This is a genomic window from Dyella sp. A6, assembly GCF_036320485.1.
In the GTDB taxonomy this organism is placed as follows: Bacteria; Pseudomonadota; Gammaproteobacteria; order Xanthomonadales; family Rhodanobacteraceae; genus Rhodanobacter_A; species Rhodanobacter_A aluminiiresistens.
Genome location: NZ_CP132911.1, coordinates 1,889,617 through 1,911,813, shown reverse-complemented (window position 1 = coordinate 1,911,813; position 22,197 = coordinate 1,889,617). Strand labels below are relative to the sequence as shown.

Sequence of the window (22,197 nt, the reverse complement as noted above, 5' to 3'; positions counted from 1 at the left end):
GCGCGGTTGCTGGGCCAGCGTCGGCCGATGACATGGAAATCAAGGCACCGGATGCCCCTTGCTGGCAGTCCAGATCGCGTACCAGTCCTCGGCCTCGAGCGTCACGTCCAATGCGGCGACGGCTTCGCGCAGTCGCTCGATACGTCCACTGCCGGTGATCGGGTGGGGGCGCGAGGGGTGGCGCAGGATCCAGGCAAAAGCCAGGGTGGTGAGACTGATGCCGAGGCGTGCGGCGATCGCCTCCATTTCGCCGCGCACCCGCAGGGCCTGCGGGTCGTCGCCGGCGAACAGGCGACCGCCACCCAGCGGCGACCAGATCATCGGGCGCAGTCCCAGTTGCTGTGCCTGGTCCAGTGTGCCGTCGTCCAGCGCCTGCATGTGCAGCGGCGACAGTTCGAGCTGGTTGGTCACCAGCGGGTGATGTGCGTGCAGCAGGGCGAACTGGCCGGTTGTGTGATTGGATACGCCCCAGCGCGCCACCTTGCCCTCGCGGGTGAGGCTGGCGAAGGTGTCGGCCAGAACCGTGGCATCCATCAGGTAGTCGGGGCGATGGATCAGCACCAGGTCCAGTTGCTCGGTACGCAGGTTGCGCAGCGACTGCTCCACCTGTGCACGGACATAGTCGGCCGACGCGTCGTAATGATTGAGCCGGTAGGGGCGCTGGGCCGAGCGCAGGCGAATGCCGCACTTGGTCACCAGTTGCATGCGCCGGCGTAGCGCAGGTGCATGCTGCAGTGCTTCGCCGAACAGCGACTCGGCGCGGTAGTCGCCGTAGATATCCGCATGGTCGAAGCTGGTGATGCCCAGTTCCAGCGCCTGTTCGATCCAGCGGACACGTGCTGGCACGTCCAGCTCCCAGTCCGCGATGCGCCACAGTCCGGCGACGACGGGCGACATTTCGAACGCGTGATCGGGTGGGGCTTGAGTCGGCACGGCGGCATCCAGGACAGTGGAGCCGGCAGTGTGCGGTGGTGCGGGTTACGCCGCAAGGCGCGATGGTCAGAGCACCTTGGTGCGTTTCCACCAGCGGGTGACCTTCTCCTCGCGGACCAGCGTGAACAGCCCGGCACCGAGGATCATCACGATGCCGACCAGCATCGGCCAGTCCAGCGAATTGCCGAACAGGAAGTAGCCGAAGCCGATCGCCCACAGCATCTGGCTGTACTGGGTTGGTGCCACGCGGTTGGCGGGGGCGAGCAGAGTGGCATACATCAGCAGTACGCCGGCCAGCGCCGCCAGCAGACCGTAGCCCGCCAGCAGCAGTACCTGGTGCAGGTCGGGAACGACGAAGTGCGGCAACATGGCCAGGCCACCGAACACGATCGGCCCGATCGTGCCAGCGCCATACAGGCTGATGCGCTTTTCGTCCGCCCCGGCCATGCGCATGGCGACCATCGACAAGGCTGCCGTGAGACCGCACAGGGTCGCCGCAAGATGCCCCAGTCCCAGCGCGCGGAAGCCGGGGCGCAACACCACCAGCACACCGGCGAAGCCGACGAACACCGCGGTCCAGCGCCGCCAGCCCACCTGTTCCTTCAGGAACACCACGGACAGGATGGTCACGAAGATCGGCATCAGGAAGATCATCGAGAACACCTCGGCCATCGGCAGCAGGGTGAACGCGGTGACCGAACAGATATTGCCGACACCGCCGGTGATCGCGCGGATCCACCACAGGTGAGGCCGCTTGGCCGAGAACACCTGATGCCAGCGGTCGCCCGGTCCCATGATGAACGGCAGGGCCGCCAGACCCAGCACGCCGCCGAAGAAGACCGACTCGTACGGAGGGATAGTGCCGTGCAATGCTTTGGCGAAGGCATCGCTGATCGCATATGCGGCGAAACAGGCGAAGCCCAGCAGAATGCCTTTGATCATGGGTGCGATGGGAGATGGTGCGGGGATGGGCGGGTGTGGCGGTTCGCCAGATGCGATGTTCGCACGATTCGTGTTGCATCGCATCATGCGGTGATCGCAGCGTGCGCCATCCCTGTCCGCAGGGCAGGCATGCTTCCATGCGGCGGTCCGTCATGACCATGCCTGAAGGCCCGGCTAGAATGGGAGGATTCCCCACGCTTCGGAGCCCTGTGCATGGCCGCCCGCCTCAATCCCCTCGACCTGTATGACGTCCGCTCGCTGCTCACCGATGAGGAGCGCATGGTGCAGGACACGGTGGGCCGCTTCGTCGACGAGAAAGTGCTGCCGATCATCGGCGACTGCTTCGACCAGGGCCGCTTCCCGAAGGAACTGATTCCCGAGATCGCTGGCCTGGGACTGCTCGGCGCGACCATTCCGGAACAGTACGGCTGTGCCGGCATGAACGGCGTCAGCTACGGCCTGATCTGCCAGGAGCTGGAGCGCGGCGATTCCGGCCTGCGCAGCTTCGCTTCGGTGCAGAGCTCGCTGTGCATGTACCCGATCTACGCCTACGGCACTGAAGAGCAGAAGATGCAGTACCTGCCGAAGATGGCGGCGGGCGAGATCATCGGCTGCTTCGGCCTGACCGAGCCGCATGGTGGCTCCGATCCGGCGAACATGAAGACGAATGCGAAGAAGGACGGCGCCGACTGGGTCATCAACGGTGCCAAGATGTGGATCACCAACGGCAACCTGGCGCAAATCGCGATCGTCTGGGCGCAGACCGAGGACGGCATCCAGGGCTTCATTGTGCCGACCGACAGCAAGGGCTTCGCCGCGCAGGAAGTGCACAAGAAGATGAGCCTGCGCGCCTCGGTCACCAGCGCGCTGTTCTTCGACAACGTTCACGTGCCGGACGCCAACCGCCTGCCCAACGTGAAGGGTCTGAAGGGGCCGCTGGGCTGCCTGACCCAGGCCCGCTACGGCATCACTTGGGGCCCGATCGGCGCTGCCCAGGCGTGCCTGCAGGAAGTGCTGGACTACACTGCCGAGCGCGTGCTGTTCGGCCGTCCGCTGGCCGCCAATCAGGCGGTGCAGCTCAAGATGGCTGACATGGCCCGCCGCATCACCTCGGCACAGCTGCTGTCGCTGCAGCTCGGCCGCCTGAAGGACGCCGGCAAGCTGCAGCCGACCCAGGTGTCGCTGGCCAAGTGGAACAACTGCCGCATGGCGATCGACATCGCGCGCGAGTGCCGTGACATCCTCGGCGGCGCAGGTATCACGACCGAACACAGTGCGATCCGGCATGCGCTGAACCTGGAATCGGTGATCACCTACGAGGGTACCGAGACCGTGCACCAGCTGGTGGTGGGCCGCGAACTGACCGGGATCAACGCATTCTGACGATTGCCGCGGTGATCGTATCCACGACCGTCGTCCCGGTGCGAACCGGAATGACGGAGAGGATGAACAGATTCCCCTGGTCAGAGTGTCCCTAGCATGAGCTGGCAAGACATCCGCATCGAAACCGAGCGTCTGATCCTGCGTCCGCCGCAGGCAGACGATTTCGCCGGCTGGTCGGCCTTCTTCGCCGACCCTGACGCGACCCGCCACATGGGCGGGCCGCGCAGCGAGCCGCTGGCCTGGCGGCACTTCCTGATGATGGTCGGCGCGTGGAGCATCGAAGCCGGCTCGGCATTCTCGCTGGTCGACAAGCACAGCGGACAATGGCTGGGCTGGACCGGCCCATGGCATCCGGTCGGCTGGCCGGGTACCGAGGTCGGCTGGTGCCTGGCGCGCAGCGCGTGGGGGCAGGGCTATGCCACCGAGGCTGCTACCGCCGTGCTCGACTGGGTGTTCGAGCACCTTAGCTGGGACCAGGTGATCCATCTGATCACGCCGGACAACCAGGCCTCGCAGGCCGTGGCGCGGCGGTTGGGCGCGGCGGTATTGCGCCGTATCGACATGCCCGAACCGTTCGCGGGCGAAACCGTAGACGTATGGGGCCAGAGCCGTGAGGCCTGGCAGAGGCGCCGACCGTGAGCCATATACCGCCCGCTCTGTTTGTCACGCTGGCTGAACTGGTTCCCGAGCTGTATGTGCACTGTGTCGAACCGTGGTGCCTGATCGGCAGCGCGGCAGCGCGAATGCTGGGCGCCGAGGTCAGCGTGGCCGATATCGACGTGCTGGTCTCGCGCGATGATGCCGACACGCTGATGACCCACTGGGCCGAGCGCCGCGACAGCGCGCATGTGCCGGCCGACGGTGACCGCTTCCGCTCGAACTACGCACGTTTCCGCTTTGCCGGGCTGCCGGTGGACGTGATGGGCGGGTTGCAGCTGCATGCCGGCGACGCCTGGCAGCCGGTGCAGCCGGGGCGCCTGATGCTGGTTGGCCTGCAGGGCGTAGCGGTGCCGGTGCCCTCGCTGGACGACCAGATCCGCATCTTCGAATCCTTCGGTCGTGACAAGGACCTTGCACGAGCGGCTGCCCTGCGCAGGCTGCGTCGTCCGCCGTCCGTGTTGCCGATTGTTCCCTCTCCCTGACGGCCGCATGGCGGCCACCCTCCGCATCGACACGAAGTTCATTCCATGACCGCCATTCCATTTGCCATCAGTGCCCGTCACAAAGGTTTCAACCGCGCCGAGATCGTCGACCAGAACTTCACCGAGTTCGTGCAGTTGTGGCAGGGCGACGTGCGCGCCGCGCCGCGCGACGACAAGCCGGTGCTGCCGGGCAGTGCGCTCGACGCGCGCGGCTTCCGAGAGCTGTTCGAATCGCAGCTGATCAGCCGCCACCTGGACCTGATGGCGCGCGTGCTGCGGGTGCAGAACAAGGTCTTCTACACCATCGGTTCGTCCGGTCACGAAGGCAACGCGATGGTGGCGCGGCTCACGCGGTATACCGACCCGGCCTTCCTGCACTACCGCTCCGGCGGCTTCATGGCCGAGCGCTTCCGCAAGCTGCCGGGGATGGACCCGGTGATGGATTCGGCACTGTCGTTTGCCGCCAGCAAGGACGATCCGGCCTCGGGCGGACGCCACAAGGTGTGGGGTTCCAAGCCGTTGTGGGTGTTGCCGCAGACCTCGACCATCGCTTCGCACCTGCCCAAGGCGCTGGGTACGGCGGTCGCCATCGATCATGCGCGTCGCATCGGCCACACGCTGCCGATTCCCGAAGACTCCATTGCGATCTGCTCGTTCGGCGATGCCTCCAGCAACCACGCGACGGCGCAGACCGCGTTCAACGCGGCTGGCTGGACCGCTTACCAGAAGCTGCCCGCACCGGTGCTGTTCGTGTGCGAGGACAACGGCATCGGCATCTCGGTGAAGACGCCCAGCGGCTGGGTCGCCAGCAATTACCAGTCGCGTTCGAATCTCGACTATTTCTTCGCCGACGGGCTGGATCTCGCCGAGGGCTACGCCCAGGTGCAGCGCGCGGTGGAGCATTGCCGCACGACCCGCCGGCCGACCTTTCTGCATCTGAAGACCACCCGTGTGATGGGCCATGCCGGTACCGACTTCGAGATCGAATGGCGCAGCATCGAGGAGTTGTTCGCGGTGGAGTCCACCGACCCGCTGCTGCGCTCTGCGGCGATCGCGCTCGAGTCCGGGCTATATTCGAAGGACGATGTGCTGAATCTGTACGAAGCCACCCGCAAGCGCTGCTTCGCGGCGGCCGAAGAGGCTGACCGCCGGCCCAAGCTGGAACGCCTGGACGACGTGATGAAGCCGCTTGCGCCGTACAGCCCGGCCAAGGTGAAGGCCGAAGCCGAGCGTACCGACTACGCCGACGCGCGCCTCAAGGCATTCGGCGGCGAGGCGAAGTTGCCGGAGAACCTGCCGCCGCGGCATCTGGCGATCCAGATCGGCCAGGCTTTGCACGACATCATGGCGAAATACCCCGAGTCGCTGCTGTTCGGCGAGGACGTGGCGCAGAAGGGGGGCGTGTACACGGTGACCAAGGGCCTGCACAAGGCATTCAGGAACACCCGCGTCTTCAACACGCTGCTCGACGAAACGGTGATCCTCGGCCTGGCTCAGGGCTACGCCAACATGGGCATGCTGCCGATTCCGGAGATCCAGTACCTGGCCTATTTCCACAACGCCGGCGACCAGATCCGCGGCGAAGCGGCCAGCCTGCAGTTTTTCTCCAACGACCAGTACCGCAATCCGCTGGTGATGCGCGTAGCCTCACTGGGCTACCAGCGCGGCTTCGGCGGCCACTTCCACAACGACAATTCGATCACCGCGTTGCGCGACATTCCAGGGCTGGTGGTGGGTTGTCCCAGCCGTGGCGACGACGCGGCGACCATGCTGCGCACGCTGACCGCGTTGGCCAAGGTGGATGGGCGCGTCTGTGCCTTCCTCGAACCGATCGCGCTGTACATGACCAAGGACCTGTACGAAGCCGGTGATGGTCAGTGGCAGTTCGACTATCCGGCACCGGGCGAGGCAATGACCCTGGGCGAGGGACGGGTCTACCACCAGGACGCCGACGATCTGGTGGTGTTCACCTTCGGCAATGGCGTGCCGATGGCGCTGCGTGCGGTGCGCAGCATCGAGGCGGAACTGGGCTGGAAGGTCCGGGTGGTCGACCTGCGCTGGCTGGCGCCGCTCAACGATGCCTTCATCGCGGCGCAGGCGAAGAATGCCAGACGCATCATCGTGCTGGACGAAGGCCGGAAGAGCGCGGGCGTGGGCGAGGGCGTGATCACCGCGATTGTCGAGGCGGGTCTGGGCGCCACGCCACTGACGCGGGTGGTCGGCGCCGACACCTTCACGCCGCTGGCCGGTGCGGCCTTCCTGGTACTGCCCGGTGATGCCGACGTGGTGGCCGCGGCCCGCGGCCTGGCCTGAGCCCCTGGGGCTTCGACGTGGCGGGTGCGACGGTGCCCGCCACGCGGGCTATTCGACGATCTTAAGATTCTGTCGCGTGCGGGTGGCTGCACACTTCGCGGTGCTGGCGTGGACCCGGTTGCGACCGCCCAGCTTGGCGGTATACATGGCCTGATCGGCACGCTCGACCCAGGCGTCCAGGGTGTCGTTGGGCGGCTGGTACATCGCCAGTCCGATGCTCACGCTGAGTCGTCCACCGCTGCTGTCGAGCGGAATTTCCAGTCGGTGCACGCGTCGGCACAGGCGGATGGCCACCTGCAGCGCCTGTTCCTGCGGCGTGTTGTGCAGCAGCGCCACGAATTCTTCGCCGCCGTAGCGGCCGAGCCGGTCGAGCGGGCGCAATTCATGGCGCAGCGCATTGGCGACAGCGACCAGCGCGCGGTCGCCGGCGCTGTGTCCCTGCTGGTCATTGAGTACCTTGAAGTGGTCCAGGTCCAGAAAGAGCAGGGCCATCGGCCGGGAGCCACCTTCGCGCAGCGCCGCCTCGACCGATTCACGCCAGGCGCGGCGATTGAACACGTTGGTCAGCGCATCGTGATCGGCCAGCACCTGCACCGACGCGTGCGTCCGCCGCATGTTCAATGCGTGATCGGCTAGTCCCAGCGACAGCACCAGCGCTTCGAGTGCACCCGCCGCCAGGCTGGCATCGCCCAGCCAGCGGAAGCCGCTGACGGTGCCGTTGATCTCTCCATTCCACCAGGCGGTCAGCAGCAGCAGGGGCATCCAGCCCAGCAAGAAGAACCAGGCCGGACGTGATCCCTGGACCGCCGCACTCAACGCGGCGATACCCAGCAGGATCGAGCCGAGGATAAGCAGCGGATCGACCAGCAGCTGACCCGCTTCCTGCACCTGGTGCAGCGGACAGAGGCGCATGCCCACCACTAGCAGCATGCCCACGGCCAGGCCAATCGCGGGCGGACGCAGCAGCGGCGCAAAGCGCCGCATTTCGCAGAAGCGGACGGCAAACAGGGCGGCGAACGACACCGACAATCCTATCGCCGCTGCGGTGGCGGAAGGGGAGATGGCTGCAAGCCATGCCATGCCCAGCGGGTGGAACAGCAGCCCACTGCGCATGCCCTGGATGAAGGCGTAACAGAGCACGAAGCCGGCGTACCACGCGAACGTGACGTCGCGCAGCATCGGCGCGATGCAGAGCGCCATCAGTGCCATGGCCAGCATGACCGCCAGACACGCGCTGGCGAAAACCAGCCAGCGCGCATCGCGCAACAGGAATTCGTCGGGGGCAAGCAGGGTGAAGCTGACCGGTGCCACAGCGGCCGCGCCGGGTTCGAAGCGCAGTAGCACAAGGCCGTTCTGCTTCGCGTGGTTACCGAGTGACCAGGCCAGCCAGCCATGCGCGTGACTGGTTGCGCTGAAGTCGTCCAGCGCCTGCGAAGTCGAGTGTCCGTCCGGCATGTAGATCGCCACCCGGCCCGGCGGCGGCGGGTTGATCGCCAGGATCTGTCCGGCAAGCGTGCCCGGTGGCTGCGCCTGCAGCACCACCCACACGCCCCGGTCGCGCAACTGGAAGCGCTGCAGCTCGGACGGGTCGAAGCTGTGCAGTTCACCGTGGCGATATTCCTGCAGCACGAGTTGCGGCGTGTCCTGTGGATGCACCGAGCGCCATGCGCCGTTGAGTGCGGTCTCGGCATGCAGATGCGGACACAGCAGCAGCGTCATCAGCCCGAGCCAGGCCAATGTCCAGTGCATGCGTTTGGATGGTCGGAGCCACCCAGTCATGGTCACCCTCGTGCTCGTCCGTGTCGTCGCGTGGTGTGCAGAACGCCGGCAAGCCACTCCGGCCGCCCACCCCCTTCACGTAGGCTACGCTATTCCGGGGTCAGGATGGGGTGTGTGGGCAAGAAATGCCCATTTTTTGATCCTGTGGGGGATAATTTCATGGACACCATCAGAGTGGCTTCGTTCGTCGGCAGCCTGCGCCGGGAATCGATCAATCGACGCCTGGCGTGTGCGGTCGAGTCGCTGGCGCCCCCGCATTTCGTGTTCGAACAGGTGTCTATCGGCAATCTTCCGCTGTACGACCAGGATTTCGACGGCGATTATCCGCCCGCTGCCCGCCATCTAAAAGAACAGATCGAGAAAGCCGACGCGCTGCTGTTCGTCACGCCGGAGTACAACCGTTCGATTCCCGGTGTGCTGAAGAACGCGCTGGACCTCGGGTCGCGGCCGTGGGGCACCAATTCGTTCGCCGGCAAGCCGGGCGCGGTGATCGGCGCATCCATCGGCGTCATCGGCAGCGCACTGGCGCAACAGCACCTGCGCAACGTGTTGTCGTATCTGGACGTGGCCGTGCTGCCGCAGCCCGAGGTCTTCATCCACTTCAAGCAGGACGCCCCGATCGATACCGACGGCCATATTGCCAGCGACAGCACACGCCAGTTCCTGCAGGGGTTCGTGGACCGTTATGTGGCCTGGGTGCACAGGCAACTGCAGGCCTGACCGGGATCATTCGACCGACAAGACGCAGCAGCCCGTTTCATTGCTTGGAGCGGACGCCGCGGTAGCACTTGCCATGTGACGTAACTTCGCCCACGGCGTAGCATGCATGGCTGGTCGCCATCCGGCCGAGCTCGTTCAACCTCTGACCGTTCAACCCGTGGTCGTTCAAACTAGGAGTGGAAATCCATGCGTTCCCGCAACCCCGTACTTCAGGAAAAGGCTTTCCGCGATCTGCCGGTCACCGGTGAACGGATGACCATGAACGGCACCATCGCCCGCACCGGCCTGTTGCTGGTGCTGGCGCTGATCACCGGCGGCTGGACCTGGCAGCACTTCATCCAGGTGGCCGGCGAAAGCGGGCTGCAGGCGGGCATGGCTGCCATCACTCCGTACCTCTGGGGCGGCCTGATCGTGGGCTTCGTGCTGGCCATGGTGACCACCTTCGCCAGCCGCTGGTCGGGCGTGACGGCACCGATGTATGCGATGGCCGAAGGTTGCGTGCTCGGCGGCATCTCGGTGGTCATCAACCTGCGTTATCCGGGCATCGTGCTGCAGGCGGTAATGCTCACCGCCGGTGTGCTTGCAGCCATGTTGCTGCTGTACCGCTCGCGCATCATCAAGGTCACCGACCGCTTCCGCATGGGCGTGGTCGCGGCTACCGGCGGCATCGCGTTGTTGTATCTGGTGGACATCGGCCTGCGCGCCTTCACCAGCATCCAGATTCCCTTCATCCACGAAAGCGGTGCGCTGGGTATCGGCTTCAGCCTGCTGGTGGTGGGGCTGGCCGCACTGAACCTGGTGCTGGACTTCGACATGATCGAGCGCGCTACCGAGCAGGGTGCACCGAAGTACATGGAGTGGTATGGCGCGTTCGCGCTGATGGTGACGCTGGTGTGGCTTTACATGGAGATCCTGCGCCTGCTGTCGAAGGCCCGGCGCTGACTGAGGAATTTCTGATCGCGGCATTTTCGATGCGGAGGGACGCAGCATGATCGTGGTGACGACGGAAAACGTGCACGGACGCCAGGTGCGCGAAGTGAAAGGCCAGGTGTTCGGCGTGGTGGTGCGCAGCCGGGGCATTGGCGGCAACCTGATGGCGGGCCTGCGTTCCATCGTGGGTGGTGAGATCCACGAGTACACCCAGATGCTCGAGGAGGCCCGCCGGCACGCGCTGGACCGGCTGGTGCAGAACGCCACGGCAATGGGGGCCAATGCGGTAGTGATGATGCGCTTCGACTCGGCCGAGATCGGCCAGACCATGAGCGAGATCGTGGCCTACGGCACGGCCGTGGTGCTGGAGCCGGCGGCGCACTGACATGCTGACGGTCGCGCTCTATGTGACCGGCGGGGTGCTGTTGCTGCTTGGCCTGGTCGCTGCCGTCACCGGTGGTTGGGTGGTGCTGCCGCAGCTGCTGATAGGCGGCCTGTTGTTGCTGGTGGGCCTCGCCATCGAGCGCTGGCGCTACAAGCCGCTGCAGGCCGGGCGTCCGGATCCGCGCTGGCTGGATACCGGCGAGCGTTTCGTCGATCCGGAAAGCGGTGCCCTGGTTGCGGTTTACCACGACCCCGCCGACGGCAGCCGACACTACATCAAAACATGGCCGGAACACGGGGCCTGAAACGGCCCCGCGTATGCTCAACCGCCGATGATGCGCGGCTCGGGTTCCAGCCGGATGCCGAAGGCAGCATCCACCCCGGCAATGACCTTTTGCGCCAGTGCCCACAGCTCGGCGCCGCTGGCCTTGCCATGGTTGACCAGTACCAGCGCATGGCGGTTGGAAATACCGGCATCGCCTTCGCGCAGTCCCTTGAAACCGGCGGTCTCGATCAACCATGCCGCCGACACTTTGCCGACATCGCCGGATTGCGGCCATAGCGGCAGCGCCGGGTGTTTGCGCTTGAGGGCCTCGGCCTGCGCCGCCGGGATTACCGGGTTCTTGAAGAAGCTGCCGGCATTGCCGATCACGGCCGGGTCGGGTAGCTTGCGGCTGCGCAGACGCACCACCGCCTCCGCGACGTGGAACGGTGCCGGCTTGGCCACGCCCATGCGGGCCAGTTCGTCGCCGATGCCGGCATAGTCCAGCCGCAGCTCGCGCTGGCGCGGCAGCACGAAACGCACTGCCGTGACGATGTAGCGTCCCGGTTCGCGCTTGAATACCGAGTCGCGGTAGGCAAAGGCGCAGGCGGCGCTGTCCAGCACGGCAACGCGCTGCTCACGGGTGTCCCAGGCTTCCACGCTCTCGATGAACTCGGCCACCTCGGTGCCGTAGGCGCCGATGTTCTGGATCGGCGCCGCGCCGACCGTGCCGGGAATCAGGATCAGGTTTTCGAGCCCGGCATAGCCCTGGCCCAGGGTCCAGCGCACGAAGTCGTCCCAGCGCTCACCGGCGGCGACGGCGATGCGGGCCTGTTCGCCATCGGCCTCGACCTGCACGCCCTGGGTGGCCATGGCGACGACCGTGCCCGGATAGTCGCTGACGAACAGCACATTGCTGCCTTCACCCAGCACCAGCACTTGGCCGTTGCGCACGGCCGGGTAGGCGAGCAGTTCCGGCAGTTTGGCCGCATCACGCACTTCGGCCAGCAGCTGTGTCCTGGCGGCCACGCGCAAGGTGTTCCGGTGGACCAGCGGGGCATGGTCGCTGAGGGTGTAACCGCCCATGTCCACGGCTTCAGTCCGCATGTGTCGTTCCTTGGGTCTGGCGGCGGATTTCATCGACGCATTCAGTGACAAGATGCGGGCCCCGGTAGATCAGGCCCGAATAGATCTGCAGCAGGGTGGCGCCGGCCTGCAGCTTCTCCACGGCATCGCTGCCGTCGAGGATCCCGCCCACGCCGATCAGTGGCACACCTTCACCCAGGCGTTGGCGCATGCCACGCAGCACTTCGGTGGAACGCCGGAACAGCGGTTTGCCGGACAGTCCGCCGGTTTCGTTGCCGTGCGGATCGCTGGCGACCGCGCTGCGCTCGGTCGTGGTATTGGTGCAGATGACGCCGTCGATACCGCTGCCCAGCAGCACTTCGGCGATGGCGTCGAGTTCGGCTTCGGTGAGGTCAGGGGCGATCTTCAGCAGCATCGGCTTGCGTGCGCCGGCCTGTGCGCCCAGCCGCTCCTGTGCCTCGCGCAGGGTGCCGATGAAGCGACGCAGCGATTCTTCCTGCTGCAGGTCGCGCAGGCCCTGGGTGTTGGGCGACGAGATGTTCACCGTGATGTAGGCGGCATGCGCGTGGACGCGCTCCAGGCAGAACAGGTAGTCGTCGACGGCCTGCTCGTTCGGTGTGTCCTTGTTCTTGCCGATGTTGATCCCGAGCACGCCGCGATATTCGGATTTCTGCACGTTGCGGACCAGTGCATCCACACCGGCGTTATTGAAGCCCATGCGGTTGATGATGGCTTCGTGCTGCGGCAGGCGGAACAGGCGCGGGCGCGGATTACCTTGCTGCGGGCGCGGCGTCACCGTGCCGACTTCGACGAAACCGAAACCCAGCGCACCCAGTTCGTCCAGATGCTCGGCGTTCTTGTCCAGACCGGCGGCCAGGCCGACCGGGTTCGGAAAACGGATGCCGAACGCTTCCACCGGCAGCGGTTCCGGCGGCGTTGCCACGAAGCGCCCCAGGTTGCTGCGGTGGGCTACGCCCAGTCCGTACAGGGTGAGCCGGTGCGCGGTTTCGGCATCGAACGCGAACAGCAGCGGGCGGAGCAGGTCGTACATGGTCGTGACCTCAGTGGAAGGTGCCCACGATGATGCGGGTGTCGTAGTCGAAACTGATCCGTCCGTCCTGCTGGCAACGCTCGAACAGGGCGTGCAGGGCGGTGATCATCGGCTCGTGCTGCGGGTGTCCGGGTTGCGGTGCGTAGGACGATGACATCAGGCGGCCACGCAGGCCATCGAAGTCGAGCCGTTGCTTGTGCTCGAAGCGCGCCGTGCTGCGCCAGCCGGTACCGAACCATGCTTGCATGGTCGCGTCGTCGGCATAACGTTCGGCCACGCTGGTGTAGTCGGTACCGTAGCGCTGCAGCAGTGCCTCGTAGCCTTCAAGGAAGGGTGTGCCGGCGAGCCGGCGCGAATTCCAGAAGATGGCTGCCGGACGGCCCGGGCGCAGGATACGGCGGAATTCGCGGCGAGTGGTTTCCGGATCGAACCAGTGGAAGGCCTGCGCGACGGTCACCAGATCGACACTGGCATCGGTCAGGCCGGTGGCATCGGCACGACCGTCGACGGCGGCAAAGCGCGGGTTGTCGTCCAGCCACGCGGCGGCGGCGGCGCGCATCGCGGCATTCGGCTCCACCGCAGTCACCGTCAGGCCGGCATCGAGCAGCAACTTGCTGGAAATACCGGTGCCGGCGCCGACGTCGGCGACCTGCCAGTCCGCCGTCATGCCATGTTCGTTGCGCAGCCAGTCGATCAGGGCTTGCGGGTAATCGGGGCGGTAGCGCACGTAGTCGGCGACACGATCACTGAAGCGCTCGGTGCTGTGCAGGCTGTTCATCGGCTCATCCGTTCAGTTGCTGGCCGCCGTCGACGCACAAGGTCTGGCCGGTGATCCAGCCGGCCCACGGCGAGGCGAGGAATAGCGCAGCATGGGCGATTTCCTCGGGTGTGCCGAAGCGGCCGAACGGAATTTTCGCCAGGGTGGCGGCGTAGAGCGCGGGTTCTTCCACACGCCGCCGCTCCCACAAGCCGTCGGGGAAACTGATAGAGCCGGGTGCAATCGCGTTGACCCGGATGCGCTGCTCGGCGAGTGCCAGTGCCTGCGAGGTGGTGTACTGGCTGAGTGCCGCTTTCACCGCGGCATACGGCGCGCCGTTGCGCCGTGGATGAAAGGCCGCGATCGAGCTGGTATGCAGGATGCTCGGGTTTGCCGACTGGCCGAGATAGGGCAGCGCCTCGCGCGAGGCGCGCACTGCGGCCATCAGGTCGACCTGGAAACCGGCGTTCCAGCCTTCATCGTCGTCGTTGAATCCGTAGCCGCTGGCATTGTTGACCAGTACGTCGATACCGCCGAGTGCTTTGGCGCCGGCCTGCACCCAGGCATGGATGGCATTCGGGTCGGCCAGGTCGCAACGTTGCACATGGGCGATGGCGCCGAGTCCGGAAATTTCGCGGGCGACTTCATCCAGTGCCGCCTGGCCGCGCGCGCATACCGACACGGCCGCACCCGCTTCGGCGAAGGCCAGCGCGATACTGCGACCGATGCCCTTGCTGCCACCGGCGACGAGCACGCGGTAACCCGGCAACCGGAACGGAGTGGGGAGTGCATCTGCCATCGGGGACTCCGGAACGAGGCGAGGACATGGTGTTGTCGATTGCCCCGTCAACACCGGGGCGACGGACCGGGGCGGCGGATGCCTGGTGGCAGCCGCCGCCGTCGAACGGCTTACAGGTCGAACTTGATGCCCTGGGCCAGTGGCAGTGCGTCCGAATAGTTGATGGTGTTGGTCTGGCGACGCATGTAGACCTTCCACGCGTCCGAGCCGGACTCGCGGCCACCGCCGGTTTCCTTCTCGCCACCGAAGGCGCCGCCGATCTCGGCGCCGGAGGTGCCGATGTTGACGTTGGCGATGCCGCAATCGCTGCCGGCCGCCGACAGGAACTGCTCGGCCACCTTCAGGTTCTGCGTGAAGATCGCCGAGGACAGGCCCTGCGGCACGTCGTTCTGCATGTCGATCGCTTCGTCGATGCTGTCGAACGGCATCACGTAGAGGATCGGCGCGAAGGTTTCCGACTGCACTACCTCGTCCGTGTTCTTCAAGCCGGTGATGATGGTCGGCAGCACGAAGTTGCCCTTGCGGTCGGTCAGCGCGGAGCCGCCGGTGGCGACGGTGCCGCCCGCGGCCTTGGCCTTCTCGATAGCGGCGAGGTAGGCCTGCACGCCCTCGGGGCTGTTCAGCGGGCCCATCAGCGTGGTCGGCAGGGTGGGATCGCCGATCTTGCCTTCGACCTGCTTATAGGCCTTGACCAGGGTCTGCACCACGTCGTCGTGGATCGAGCGGTGCACGATCAGGCGGCGGGTGGTGGTGCAGCGCTGACCGGCGGTGCCGACCGAACCGAACACGATGCCGGGAATCGCCAGCTTCAGGTCGGCGCTCTGGTCCAGGATGATCGCGTTGTTGCCGCCCAGCTCCAGCAGCGAGCGGCCCATGCGCTTGGCCACGCGCTCGCCGACCATGCGGCCCACCTTGGTCGAACCAGTGAAGCTGATCAGCGCGACGCGCTTGTCGTCGACGAACTGCTGCGCCAGCTCGGTGCCGCCGTCGTTGAACAGGAAGAACAGGTCGGGGTAGCCCGCGTCCTTCAGCGCCTCGTTGCAGATCTTCATCGTGGCGATGGCGGTCAGCGGAGTCTTCGGCGACGGCTTCCAGATGCAGATGTCACCTGCGATGGCGGCCAGCATGGCATTCCATGCCCACACGGCAACCGGGAAGTTGAACGCCGAGATGATGCCGACTACGCCCAGCGGATGGTACTGCTCGTACATGCGGTGACCGGGGCGCTCCGAATGCATGGTGTAGCCGTAGAGCATGCGGCTCTGGCCCAGCGCGAAGTCGGCGATGTCGATCATCTCCTGCACTTCGCCGTCACCCTCGGGCTTGATCTTGCCCATCTCCAGCGCGACCAGCGAGCCCAGCGCGTCCTTGTGCTTGCGCAGGGCTTCGCCGCACAGCCGCACGGCCTCGCCACGCTGCGGCGCCGGGGTGGTACGCCATACCTTGAAGGCAGCCTGCGCGCGCTTGACGATGGTTTCGTAATCGGCGGCGCTGGAGGCGTGCACAGTGGCAATCACTTCGCCGGTAGCCGGGTTCACCGGCTGCAGCGTGCCAGCGTCGGTGGTCGTGGACCACTCGCCCTTGCCGAGGTAGGTGCCGGAATTGGTCTCGGCCAGGCCGAGCGCGCTGAGAATGCTGTGGGACATGCGTACTCCTTGGACCGGACGCCGGAAAGCGTCCTGTTTTAAAACCGCAATTCTAGCAGGGCAGGTCATGTCCACGCTTCGCAGCGTGCCGCAATCCATGCAACAATCTTCGCGTCAGCCCCCGTAGCTCAGTTGGATAGAGCGTCCCCCTCCTAAGGGGAAGGTCGTACGTTCGAATCGTATCGGGGGCACCATTTCGCGCATGCGTGCGCCGCAGACGCGCAGCGTGCACGCGCTCCACCCGGCAGCGGGTCGGACGCTCAGCCTGCCTTCTGGAACAGAGCAACGTTGGCGCAGGGAATCTCGCAGTGCCAGCCCATCCGTGCGGCGATATGGCGCAGGGTCTGTTCGCGGTAGAACACCACGTGGGTCGGGTCGCGGCGATAGTGCCAGCCGGCGAAAGCCTGGTCGTCGGTCTGGAAGATCGTCATCAGCGCCAGCCAGCCGTCAGGCTTGAGCAGACCATCGAGACGCGCGAACTCCTCGGCCGGACGATGGAAGTGCTCGGCCACTTCGGTGCAGGTAACGAAGTCGTAGCTGCGTGCGAGCGCCGCCGGGTCGTTGCGGAACAGCGGGTCGTACAGTGTCATGCCATGCCCAGCTTCTTCCAGCATGGCCGCCAGTGCCGGTCCCGGACCGCAACCGTAGTCGAGACCGCTTTGTCCCGGTTCCAGGCGCGCCAGCAGCGGGGCAGTCACGCGTGACAGGAAACGGCGATAGCCGGGGTCGTCGACCTCGTTGCGATGCAGCTGGTACTCGGCCCGTTCGGCGGTCAGGTCCGGCAACTGCGACGGGTCGAGAAAAGTGGCCATGCAGTTCTCGCAACGCCAGTAGCTGCGCCCGTCGACCTGCATGAACAGCCGGGGATGCTTGCAGGTGCACACAGGACAGGTCGATGGCGCAGGCATGCAGGCGTCCGGTAGCGGTCAGGGGAGAATGTGGGCGTCAGGCGTAGCGGGCAAGGAACATGTCAGCCGAGGCTTCCACGAGCTGCTTCTGCTGCGCGGCGCTCAATGGCGGCTGGCCCAGGGCGATCTGTGGCCAGAACGCGAAGCCCTTGATCAGGGCCTGCAACTGCATGGTGGCGAATTGCGGGTCGCGGGTCTTCAGCCGGCCGGCACGCACGGCGGCACGCACCCACAGGCTGAGGCCTTCCTCGCGGTCGCTCATGCGTGCGACGACGTCCTGCGCGAGCTGCGGCGAATGAATACCGGCGACGATCGCGACACGCGCCAGCTCGGTGAAGTGCGGGTCGTTCAGTAGTCGCATCTTCTGCGACAACAGGTCCAGCAACTGCGCGCGCAGCGGACGATCGTCGCGGTAGGCCAGGTCGAGGGCGTCCATGCTGCTTTCCCACAGCGCCTGCAGAATCTGCGCGAACAGGCTTTCCTTGCTGGGAAAGTGGTTGTAGACGGTGCGCTTGGACACACCCGCGCTGGCGGCGATGCGGTCCATGCTGGTTGCCGCGTAGCCGGATTGGCGGAATTCGGCGGCGGCGGCCTCCAGAATGGCGGCGCGCTTGCGGTCGGTCAGTCGGTCCGGTGCATGGGGTTCAGGCATACGGGAAAGTTTACACCGGACGGTTTACTTTTCGTCATGCCAAAACTACACTGCTCCGTGTAGTTTCCCTGTCCCCAGTCATCGGCAGACCCGCGTCGGATCCGCGCCGGCAAGGCTAGATCCACGGCGGGCTCGCCAGGAGTCCTGCATCATGAGCGCCACCACACGTCGTGCCCCGGTCGTGGCTTTTCCACCCTCGCTGCAGACCTCCGAAGGCCGCTATCGAAATGCCGCGCCGAAGCCCGCACAGGGCCTCTCCAAGACCCTGCGGATCATCTGGAACGCGATGTTCAACAAACCGGCCAGCAGCGTGCCCGCCGGTTCGATCCCGGTGGATGTGTTGAGCCGCGCGCAGCTGGAGGCCGCCCCCGATCGCAGCCTGTTCCGTCTTGGACATTCGACCATGCTGCTGAAGCTGCGCGGCGGCTTCTGGATCACCGACCCGGTATTCGCCGAGCGCGCGTCGCCACTGCAATGGATGGGGCCCAAACGCTTCCACGCGCCGCCGATCGGGCTGGACGCATTGCCGCCGCTGCGTGGCGTGATCCTTTCGCACGACCACTACGACCATCTCGACCGTACCACTGTGCTCAAGCTGGCCAGGACAGCCGAGGTGTTCCTCACGCCGTTGGGCGTGGGCGACCGGCTGATCGCCTGGGGCGTGGACCCGGCCAAGGTGCAGCAGTTCGACTGGTGGCAGGGCACCCGCATCGACGGCATCGAGTTCACCGCCACGCCGGCGCAGCATTTTTCCGGACGCGGCATGTTCGATGGCAACAGGACGCTGTGGGCGTCCTGGGTCATCGTTGACCCGGTCGACGGCGTACGCGCGCAGAACCAGCGTCCACTGAAGCTGTTCTTCAGTGGCGACAGCGGCTATTTCGACGGCTTCGAAGCGATTGGCCAGCGTTTCGGACCGTTCGACGTCACCATGATCGAAACCGGGGCTTACGACGCGCAGTGGCCGTACGTGCACATGCAGCCCGAACAGACGGTGCAGGCGCACCTGGACCTGCGCGGGCAGTGGCTGCTGCCGGTGCACAACGGCACCTTCGACCTGGCCTTCCACCCCTGGCAGGAACCGTTCGAGCGGGTGCTTGCACTGAGCCAGACGAAGGGTATCGCCCTGGCCACACCACGCATGGGCGAGCGGGTGGATCTGTCGGCACCGCGCGCAGCCACCCTCTGGTGGCGCGAAGTGGATAGCGCAGCCGTGCAGGCCGATGCCGGCAATGCTTCGAACCGAGCCACCGCCGGGGCATAACTCCATGGCGCATGGGGACAGGGCGTGCCCCGCGTACGGCGAGCACAGGATCAGGCTGCGGGCGAACAGGGTATAGCCCAGACGATGACATTCCATCAGAGCGGTGGGTCTGCCGACGCCCTGCGGGCGACCTTGGGCCTGACCCGGTCGTGATGCTGCTGGCTGCGCTGGAACGCGCTCATCGCATCTGAGGGTGTTTCGCAGTTGGCATGGTGGCGATAGCGACCGGCCTGGCCGGGACCGACGGCTATCGCCACGCGCTGGGATCAACTCAGGCCAGCAGCTTCAGCAGCGCCTTGGCCGCTGCCTCGGACGAGGAGGGGTTCTGTCCGGTGACCAGCAGGCCGTCGGTCTGCACATAGGACTGCCAGTCGGCCGCCTTGCTGTAGTTGCCGCCGTTGGCCTTCAGCATGTCCTCGACCAGGAACGGCACCACCTTGGTCAGGCCGACTGCATCTTCCTCGGTATTGCTGAAACCGGTAACGGTCTTGCCGCTGACCAGCGGTGAACCGTCCGCGGCCTTCACGTGGCGCAACACGCCAGGGGCATGACACACGGCACCGACCGGCTTGCCGGCCGCCATGGCGTTTTCGATGAGCGCGATGGAAACCTTGTCTTCGGCGAGATCCCACAGCGGACCGTGGCCGCCGGGATAGAACACCGCGTCGAAGTCCTGCATCGAGACGTCAGCCAGCTTGCGGGTATGGGCCAGGGCCTGGGTGGCGACGGCGTCGGCCTTGAAACGGCGTGTGCTGTCCGTCTGGAATGCCGGGTCGTCGCTGCGCGGGTCAAGCGGCGGCTGGCCACCCTTGGGCGAAGCCAGGGTCAGCTCTGCGCCGGCATCGATGAATGCGTAATAGGGCGCGGCCAGCTCCTCGAGCCAGAAGCCGGTCTTTTCGCCGGTGTCGCCCAGCTGGTCGTGCGAAGTAAGAACAACAAGAATTTTCATGGGTGATCCTTTCAGTAGGTCATGCTGTCGATCGGCGTGCATGGACGCCAGTACGGCATCGGGACAGTGCGGAGCAGGGGTCAGAGCGGGTTGACGTTGACGACTACTTTGCCGAAGTGCCGGCCGGCCAGCAGGTCGATCAGCGCCTGCGGTGCTTGCTCCAGCCCGTCCACGAACGCCTCGCGCATCTGCACCTTGCCCTCGGCGACCCAGGGGCTCATGTCGCGCTGGAATGCGGCGAAGCCGGTGGCGAAATGGTCCGCGATGATGAAGCCCTGGATCAGGATGCGCCGGGTCAGTACCCGCGACATCAGTTGCGGTACCAGGTTCGGGCCGGCGGGCAGCTCGGTGGCGTTGTAATGGGCGATCAGGCCGCAGACCGGAACACGTGCGTTGATGTTGAGCAGGGGCAGTACGGCCTCGAACACTGCCCCGCCCACGTTCTCGAAATACACGTCGATGCCATCGGGTGTGGCTGCCGCAAGCTGCGCGGCGAAGTCGGGCGCGCGGTGGTCGATGCAGACATCGAAGCCCAGCACGTCGACCGCATAGCGGCATTTCTCGGCGCCGCCGGCAATGCCTACGGCGCGAGTGCCCTTGAGCTTGGCGATCTGTCCGACCACCGAGCCGACCGCGCCAGTGGCCGAGGCGACCACCACGGTTTCGCCCGCTTGCGGTTTACCGATGTTGAGAAGGCCGTGATAGGCGGTGAACCCGGTCATGCCCAGCAGGCTGAGGGCGAGCGATGGCTGCGCCAGGCGGCTGTCGATCAGGTTGAGGTCGCTGCCGTCGGACAGGGCGTAGTCCTGCCAGCCATTGAAGCTGGATACCAGGTCGCCGACCTTGAAGGATGGGTGGCGCGAGGCCACCACGCGACTGACGGTGCCGCCACCCATCACGCCGCCCAGGGCGATCGGCGGCACATACGACGGCCCTTCGTTCATGCGGCCGCGCATGTACGGGTCGAGCGACAGGTAGATTGTGCGCGACAGCACCTGTCCGTCACCCGGTTCCGGTATCGCCTGTTCTTCCAGACGGAAGTCGTGCAGCGTGGGTTCGCCCCGGGGACGTGAGTTCAGGACGATCTGGCGGTTGATGGCTGGTGACATACGAGTGGCCTCGGTTGGACTTCAGACGCTGGCTTCGAGAATCCGGCGGCTCACCTCTAGCGTGACGTCGCGGTGCTCGCCGAGCTGGGTCATGGCGTGGCGCTCAAGCTGTTTCACGATGTCGTCGATCGCATCGGCCCCCACGTTGTAGCCCGGAAGCCGCGTCGGGATATCCAGGCTTTCGAAAAAGCTGCGGGTCTTCGCGATCGCCGCATCGATGCGCTGGTCTTCCGTACCCTCGGTGATGTGCCACACGCGCTCGGCGTACTGCAGCAGCTTGCCGCGCTTGGCCTCGCGCCGAATCTCGAGATTGGCCGGCAGCACGATGGCCAGTGTACGGGCATGATCGATGCCGTACAGCGCGGTCAGCTCGTGGCCGATCATGTGGGTGGACCAGTCCTGCGGCACACCGGCGCCGATCAGCCCGTTGAGTGCCAGGGTCGCCGTCCACATCAGGTTCGCACGCAGGTCATAGTCATCGGGCTTGGCCAGTACCTTCGGGCCGATCTCCACCAGCGTCTGCAGCAGTCCTTCGGCAAAACGATCCTGCACCATGCCATCCGCGGGGTAGGTCAGATACTGTTCCATGATGTGCGTGAAGGCATCGACCACGCCGTTCGCGACCTGGCGCAGGGGCAGGGTGTAGGTCTTGGTCGGGTCGAGTATCGAGAACTGCGGATAGACATGCGGGCTGGAGAAGGCGAGCTTGGCCTTGGTGGCGCGGCGCGTGACCACCGAGGCTGCGTTCATCTCCGAACCGGTGGCCGGCAGGGTCAGCACGCTGCCGAACGGCAACGCCTGCTTGATATGCCTGCCGCGGGTTTCCAGGATCTGCCACGGGTCGCCTTCATAGCCCACGGCCGCGGCCACGAACTTGGTGCCATCGATTACCGATCCGCCGCCGACGGCGAGCAGGTAGTCGAGTTGCTGATCGCGGATCTGCTCGACCGCACGCATCAGGGTTTCGTAGCTGGGGTTGGGCTCGATGCCGCCGAACTCCTGGACTTCGCGTGTGCCTAGCGCCGCGCGCACTTCGTCCAGCGTCCCGTTCTTGCGCGCGCTTTCGCCGCCATACAGCAACAGCACGCGTGCATCGGCGGGCACCAGGTCAGCCAGGCGTCCTACGGTTTCGGCACCGAACACGATGCGGGTCGGGTTGTAGAAGTCGAAATTGTTCATGGCGTTTCT

22 protein-coding genes and 1 tRNA gene are annotated in these 22,197 nt (G+C 65.8%); 10 read left to right on the top strand and 13 right to left on the bottom strand.

Annotated elements, in window-relative coordinates:
* Positions 1 to 39: 39 nt before the first annotated feature.
* Both RA164_RS08445 and RA164_RS08440 read right to left on the bottom strand, forming a co-directional pair.
* Positions 40 to 933: an aldo/keto reductase gene (locus RA164_RS08445; protein WP_329740429.1), complete on the bottom strand. Its 894-nt coding sequence runs from the start codon at positions 931 to 933 to the stop codon at positions 40 to 42.
* Positions 934 to 999: 66 nt separating this feature from the next.
* Positions 1,000 to 1,875 (bottom strand): DMT family transporter, encoded by an 876-nt coding sequence (locus RA164_RS08440; RefSeq protein WP_329740428.1) that lies wholly within the window; start codon positions 1,873 to 1,875, stop codon positions 1,000 to 1,002.
* A gap of 213 nt (positions 1,876 to 2,088) precedes the next feature.
* On the opposite strand from RA164_RS08440, the gene RA164_RS08435 reads away from it, so the two are divergent.
* From RA164_RS08435 to RA164_RS08420, 4 genes are all read left to right on the top strand, one after another.
* Positions 2,089 to 3,258 carry an acyl-CoA dehydrogenase family protein gene (locus RA164_RS08435; protein ID WP_329740427.1) on the top strand — a complete coding sequence of 390 codons (1,170 nt, stop codon included), beginning with the start codon at positions 2,089 to 2,091 and terminating at the stop codon, positions 3,256 to 3,258.
* A 96-nt stretch (positions 3,259 to 3,354) separates the two neighbouring features.
* Positions 3,355 to 3,897: a GNAT family N-acetyltransferase gene (locus RA164_RS08430; protein ID WP_329740426.1), complete on the top strand. Its 543-nt coding sequence runs from the start codon at positions 3,355 to 3,357 to the stop codon at positions 3,895 to 3,897.
* Positions 3,894 to 4,400, top strand: coding sequence for a nucleotidyltransferase family protein (locus tag RA164_RS08425; RefSeq protein ID WP_329740425.1), 507 nt, complete (start codon positions 3,894 to 3,896; stop codon positions 4,398 to 4,400). Before RA164_RS08430 ends, RA164_RS08425 begins: the two co-directional genes overlap by 4 nt.
* Positions 4,401 to 4,445: 45 nt before the next feature.
* Positions 4,446 to 6,713: a thiamine pyrophosphate-dependent enzyme gene (locus RA164_RS08420; protein WP_329740424.1), complete on the top strand. Its 2,268-nt coding sequence runs from the start codon at positions 4,446 to 4,448 to the stop codon at positions 6,711 to 6,713.
* Positions 6,714 to 6,761: 48 nt separating this feature from the next.
* Here the strand turns inward: RA164_RS08420 and RA164_RS08415 are convergent, their stop codons facing one another.
* Positions 6,762 to 8,462, bottom strand: coding sequence for a sensor domain-containing diguanylate cyclase (locus tag RA164_RS08415; protein ID WP_329740423.1), 1,701 nt, complete (start codon positions 8,460 to 8,462; stop codon positions 6,762 to 6,764).
* 189 nt (positions 8,463 to 8,651) lie between these two features.
* On the opposite strand from RA164_RS08415, the gene RA164_RS08410 reads away from it, so the two are divergent.
* The 4 genes from RA164_RS08410 (at position 8,652) to RA164_RS08395 (ending at position 10,831) form a co-directional block, all read left to right on the top strand.
* Positions 8,652 to 9,212: an NADPH-dependent FMN reductase gene (locus RA164_RS08410; protein WP_329740422.1), complete on the top strand. Its 561-nt coding sequence runs from the start codon at positions 8,652 to 8,654 to the stop codon at positions 9,210 to 9,212.
* 186 nt (positions 9,213 to 9,398) lie between these two features.
* Positions 9,399 to 10,154, top strand: coding sequence for a Bax inhibitor-1/YccA family protein (locus tag RA164_RS08405; RefSeq protein ID WP_329740421.1), 756 nt, complete (start codon positions 9,399 to 9,401; stop codon positions 10,152 to 10,154).
* 46 nt (positions 10,155 to 10,200) lie between these two features.
* Positions 10,201 to 10,527, top strand: coding sequence for a YbjQ family protein (locus RA164_RS08400; protein ID WP_329740420.1), 327 nt, complete (start codon positions 10,201 to 10,203; stop codon positions 10,525 to 10,527).
* A gap of 1 nt (position 10,528) precedes the next feature.
* On the top strand, positions 10,529 to 10,831 hold the full coding sequence (locus RA164_RS08395; protein WP_329740419.1) for a hypothetical protein: 303 nt from the start codon (positions 10,529 to 10,531) through the stop codon (positions 10,829 to 10,831).
* Positions 10,832 to 10,848: 17 nt separating this feature from the next.
* Here RA164_RS08395 and murB read toward each other — a convergent pair whose 3' ends face one another.
* The 5 genes from murB to amaB all read right to left on the bottom strand — a co-directional run bounded on the left by murB (position 10,849) and on the right by amaB (position 16,127).
* Positions 10,849 to 11,874, bottom strand: a complete 1,026-nt coding sequence (murB, locus tag RA164_RS08390; RefSeq protein WP_329743515.1) for a UDP-N-acetylmuramate dehydrogenase — start codon at positions 11,872 to 11,874, stop codon at positions 10,849 to 10,851.
* 10 nt (positions 11,875 to 11,884) lie between these two features.
* Complete coding sequence (locus RA164_RS08385) at positions 11,885 to 12,925, bottom strand: quinone-dependent dihydroorotate dehydrogenase (protein ID WP_329740418.1); 1,041 nt, start codon at positions 12,923 to 12,925, stop codon at positions 11,885 to 11,887.
* A gap of 10 nt (positions 12,926 to 12,935) precedes the next feature.
* Positions 12,936 to 13,703, bottom strand: coding sequence for a class I SAM-dependent methyltransferase (locus tag RA164_RS08380; protein ID WP_329740417.1), 768 nt, complete (start codon positions 13,701 to 13,703; stop codon positions 12,936 to 12,938).
* A 4-nt stretch (positions 13,704 to 13,707) separates the two neighbouring features.
* On the bottom strand, positions 13,708 to 14,481 hold the full coding sequence (locus tag RA164_RS08375; protein ID WP_329740416.1) for an SDR family NAD(P)-dependent oxidoreductase: 774 nt from the start codon (positions 14,479 to 14,481) through the stop codon (positions 13,708 to 13,710).
* 110 nt (positions 14,482 to 14,591) lie between these two features.
* Positions 14,592 to 16,127 (bottom strand): L-piperidine-6-carboxylate dehydrogenase, encoded by a 1,536-nt coding sequence (amaB, locus tag RA164_RS08370; protein WP_329740415.1) that lies wholly within the window; start codon positions 16,125 to 16,127, stop codon positions 14,592 to 14,594.
* 117 nt (positions 16,128 to 16,244) lie between these two features.
* On the opposite strand from amaB, the gene RA164_RS08365 reads away from it, so the two are divergent.
* Positions 16,245 to 16,321, top strand: a tRNA-Arg gene (locus tag RA164_RS08365).
* Between the two features lie 66 nt (positions 16,322 to 16,387).
* Here RA164_RS08365 and RA164_RS08360 read toward each other — a convergent pair.
* Together RA164_RS08360 and RA164_RS08355 are read right to left on the bottom strand one after the other, a co-directional pair.
* Positions 16,388 to 17,035 (bottom strand): class I SAM-dependent methyltransferase, encoded by a 648-nt coding sequence (locus RA164_RS08360; protein ID WP_329740414.1) that lies wholly within the window; start codon positions 17,033 to 17,035, stop codon positions 16,388 to 16,390.
* A gap of 37 nt (positions 17,036 to 17,072) precedes the next feature.
* Positions 17,073 to 17,687 carry a TetR/AcrR family transcriptional regulator gene (locus RA164_RS08355; RefSeq protein ID WP_329740413.1) on the bottom strand — a complete coding sequence of 205 codons (615 nt, stop codon included), beginning with the start codon at positions 17,685 to 17,687 and terminating at the stop codon, positions 17,073 to 17,075.
* 151 nt (positions 17,688 to 17,838) lie between these two features.
* Between RA164_RS08355 and RA164_RS08350 the strand changes: the two genes are divergently transcribed.
* Positions 17,839 to 18,951 (top strand): MBL fold metallo-hydrolase, encoded by a 1,113-nt coding sequence (locus RA164_RS08350; protein WP_329740412.1) that lies wholly within the window; start codon positions 17,839 to 17,841, stop codon positions 18,949 to 18,951.
* Between the two features lie 271 nt (positions 18,952 to 19,222).
* Here RA164_RS08350 and RA164_RS08345 read toward each other — a convergent pair whose 3' ends face one another.
* The 3 genes from RA164_RS08345 to RA164_RS08335 all read right to left on the bottom strand — a co-directional run bounded on the left by RA164_RS08345 (position 19,223) and on the right by RA164_RS08335 (position 22,188).
* Entirely contained in the window at positions 19,223 to 19,900 is a 678-nt protein-coding gene (locus RA164_RS08345; RefSeq protein ID WP_329740411.1) for a type 1 glutamine amidotransferase domain-containing protein, read from the bottom strand.
* Between the two features lie 80 nt (positions 19,901 to 19,980).
* The gene (locus RA164_RS08340; protein ID WP_329740410.1) at positions 19,981 to 21,009 is read right to left on the bottom strand and encodes an NADP-dependent oxidoreductase; all 1,029 of its coding nucleotides are present in this window, start codon (positions 21,007 to 21,009) and stop codon (positions 19,981 to 19,983) included.
* Between the two features lie 21 nt (positions 21,010 to 21,030).
* Positions 21,031 to 22,188, bottom strand: a complete 1,158-nt coding sequence (locus tag RA164_RS08335; protein WP_329740409.1) for an iron-containing alcohol dehydrogenase — start codon at positions 22,186 to 22,188, stop codon at positions 21,031 to 21,033.
* Positions 22,189 to 22,197: the final 9 nt, after the last annotated feature.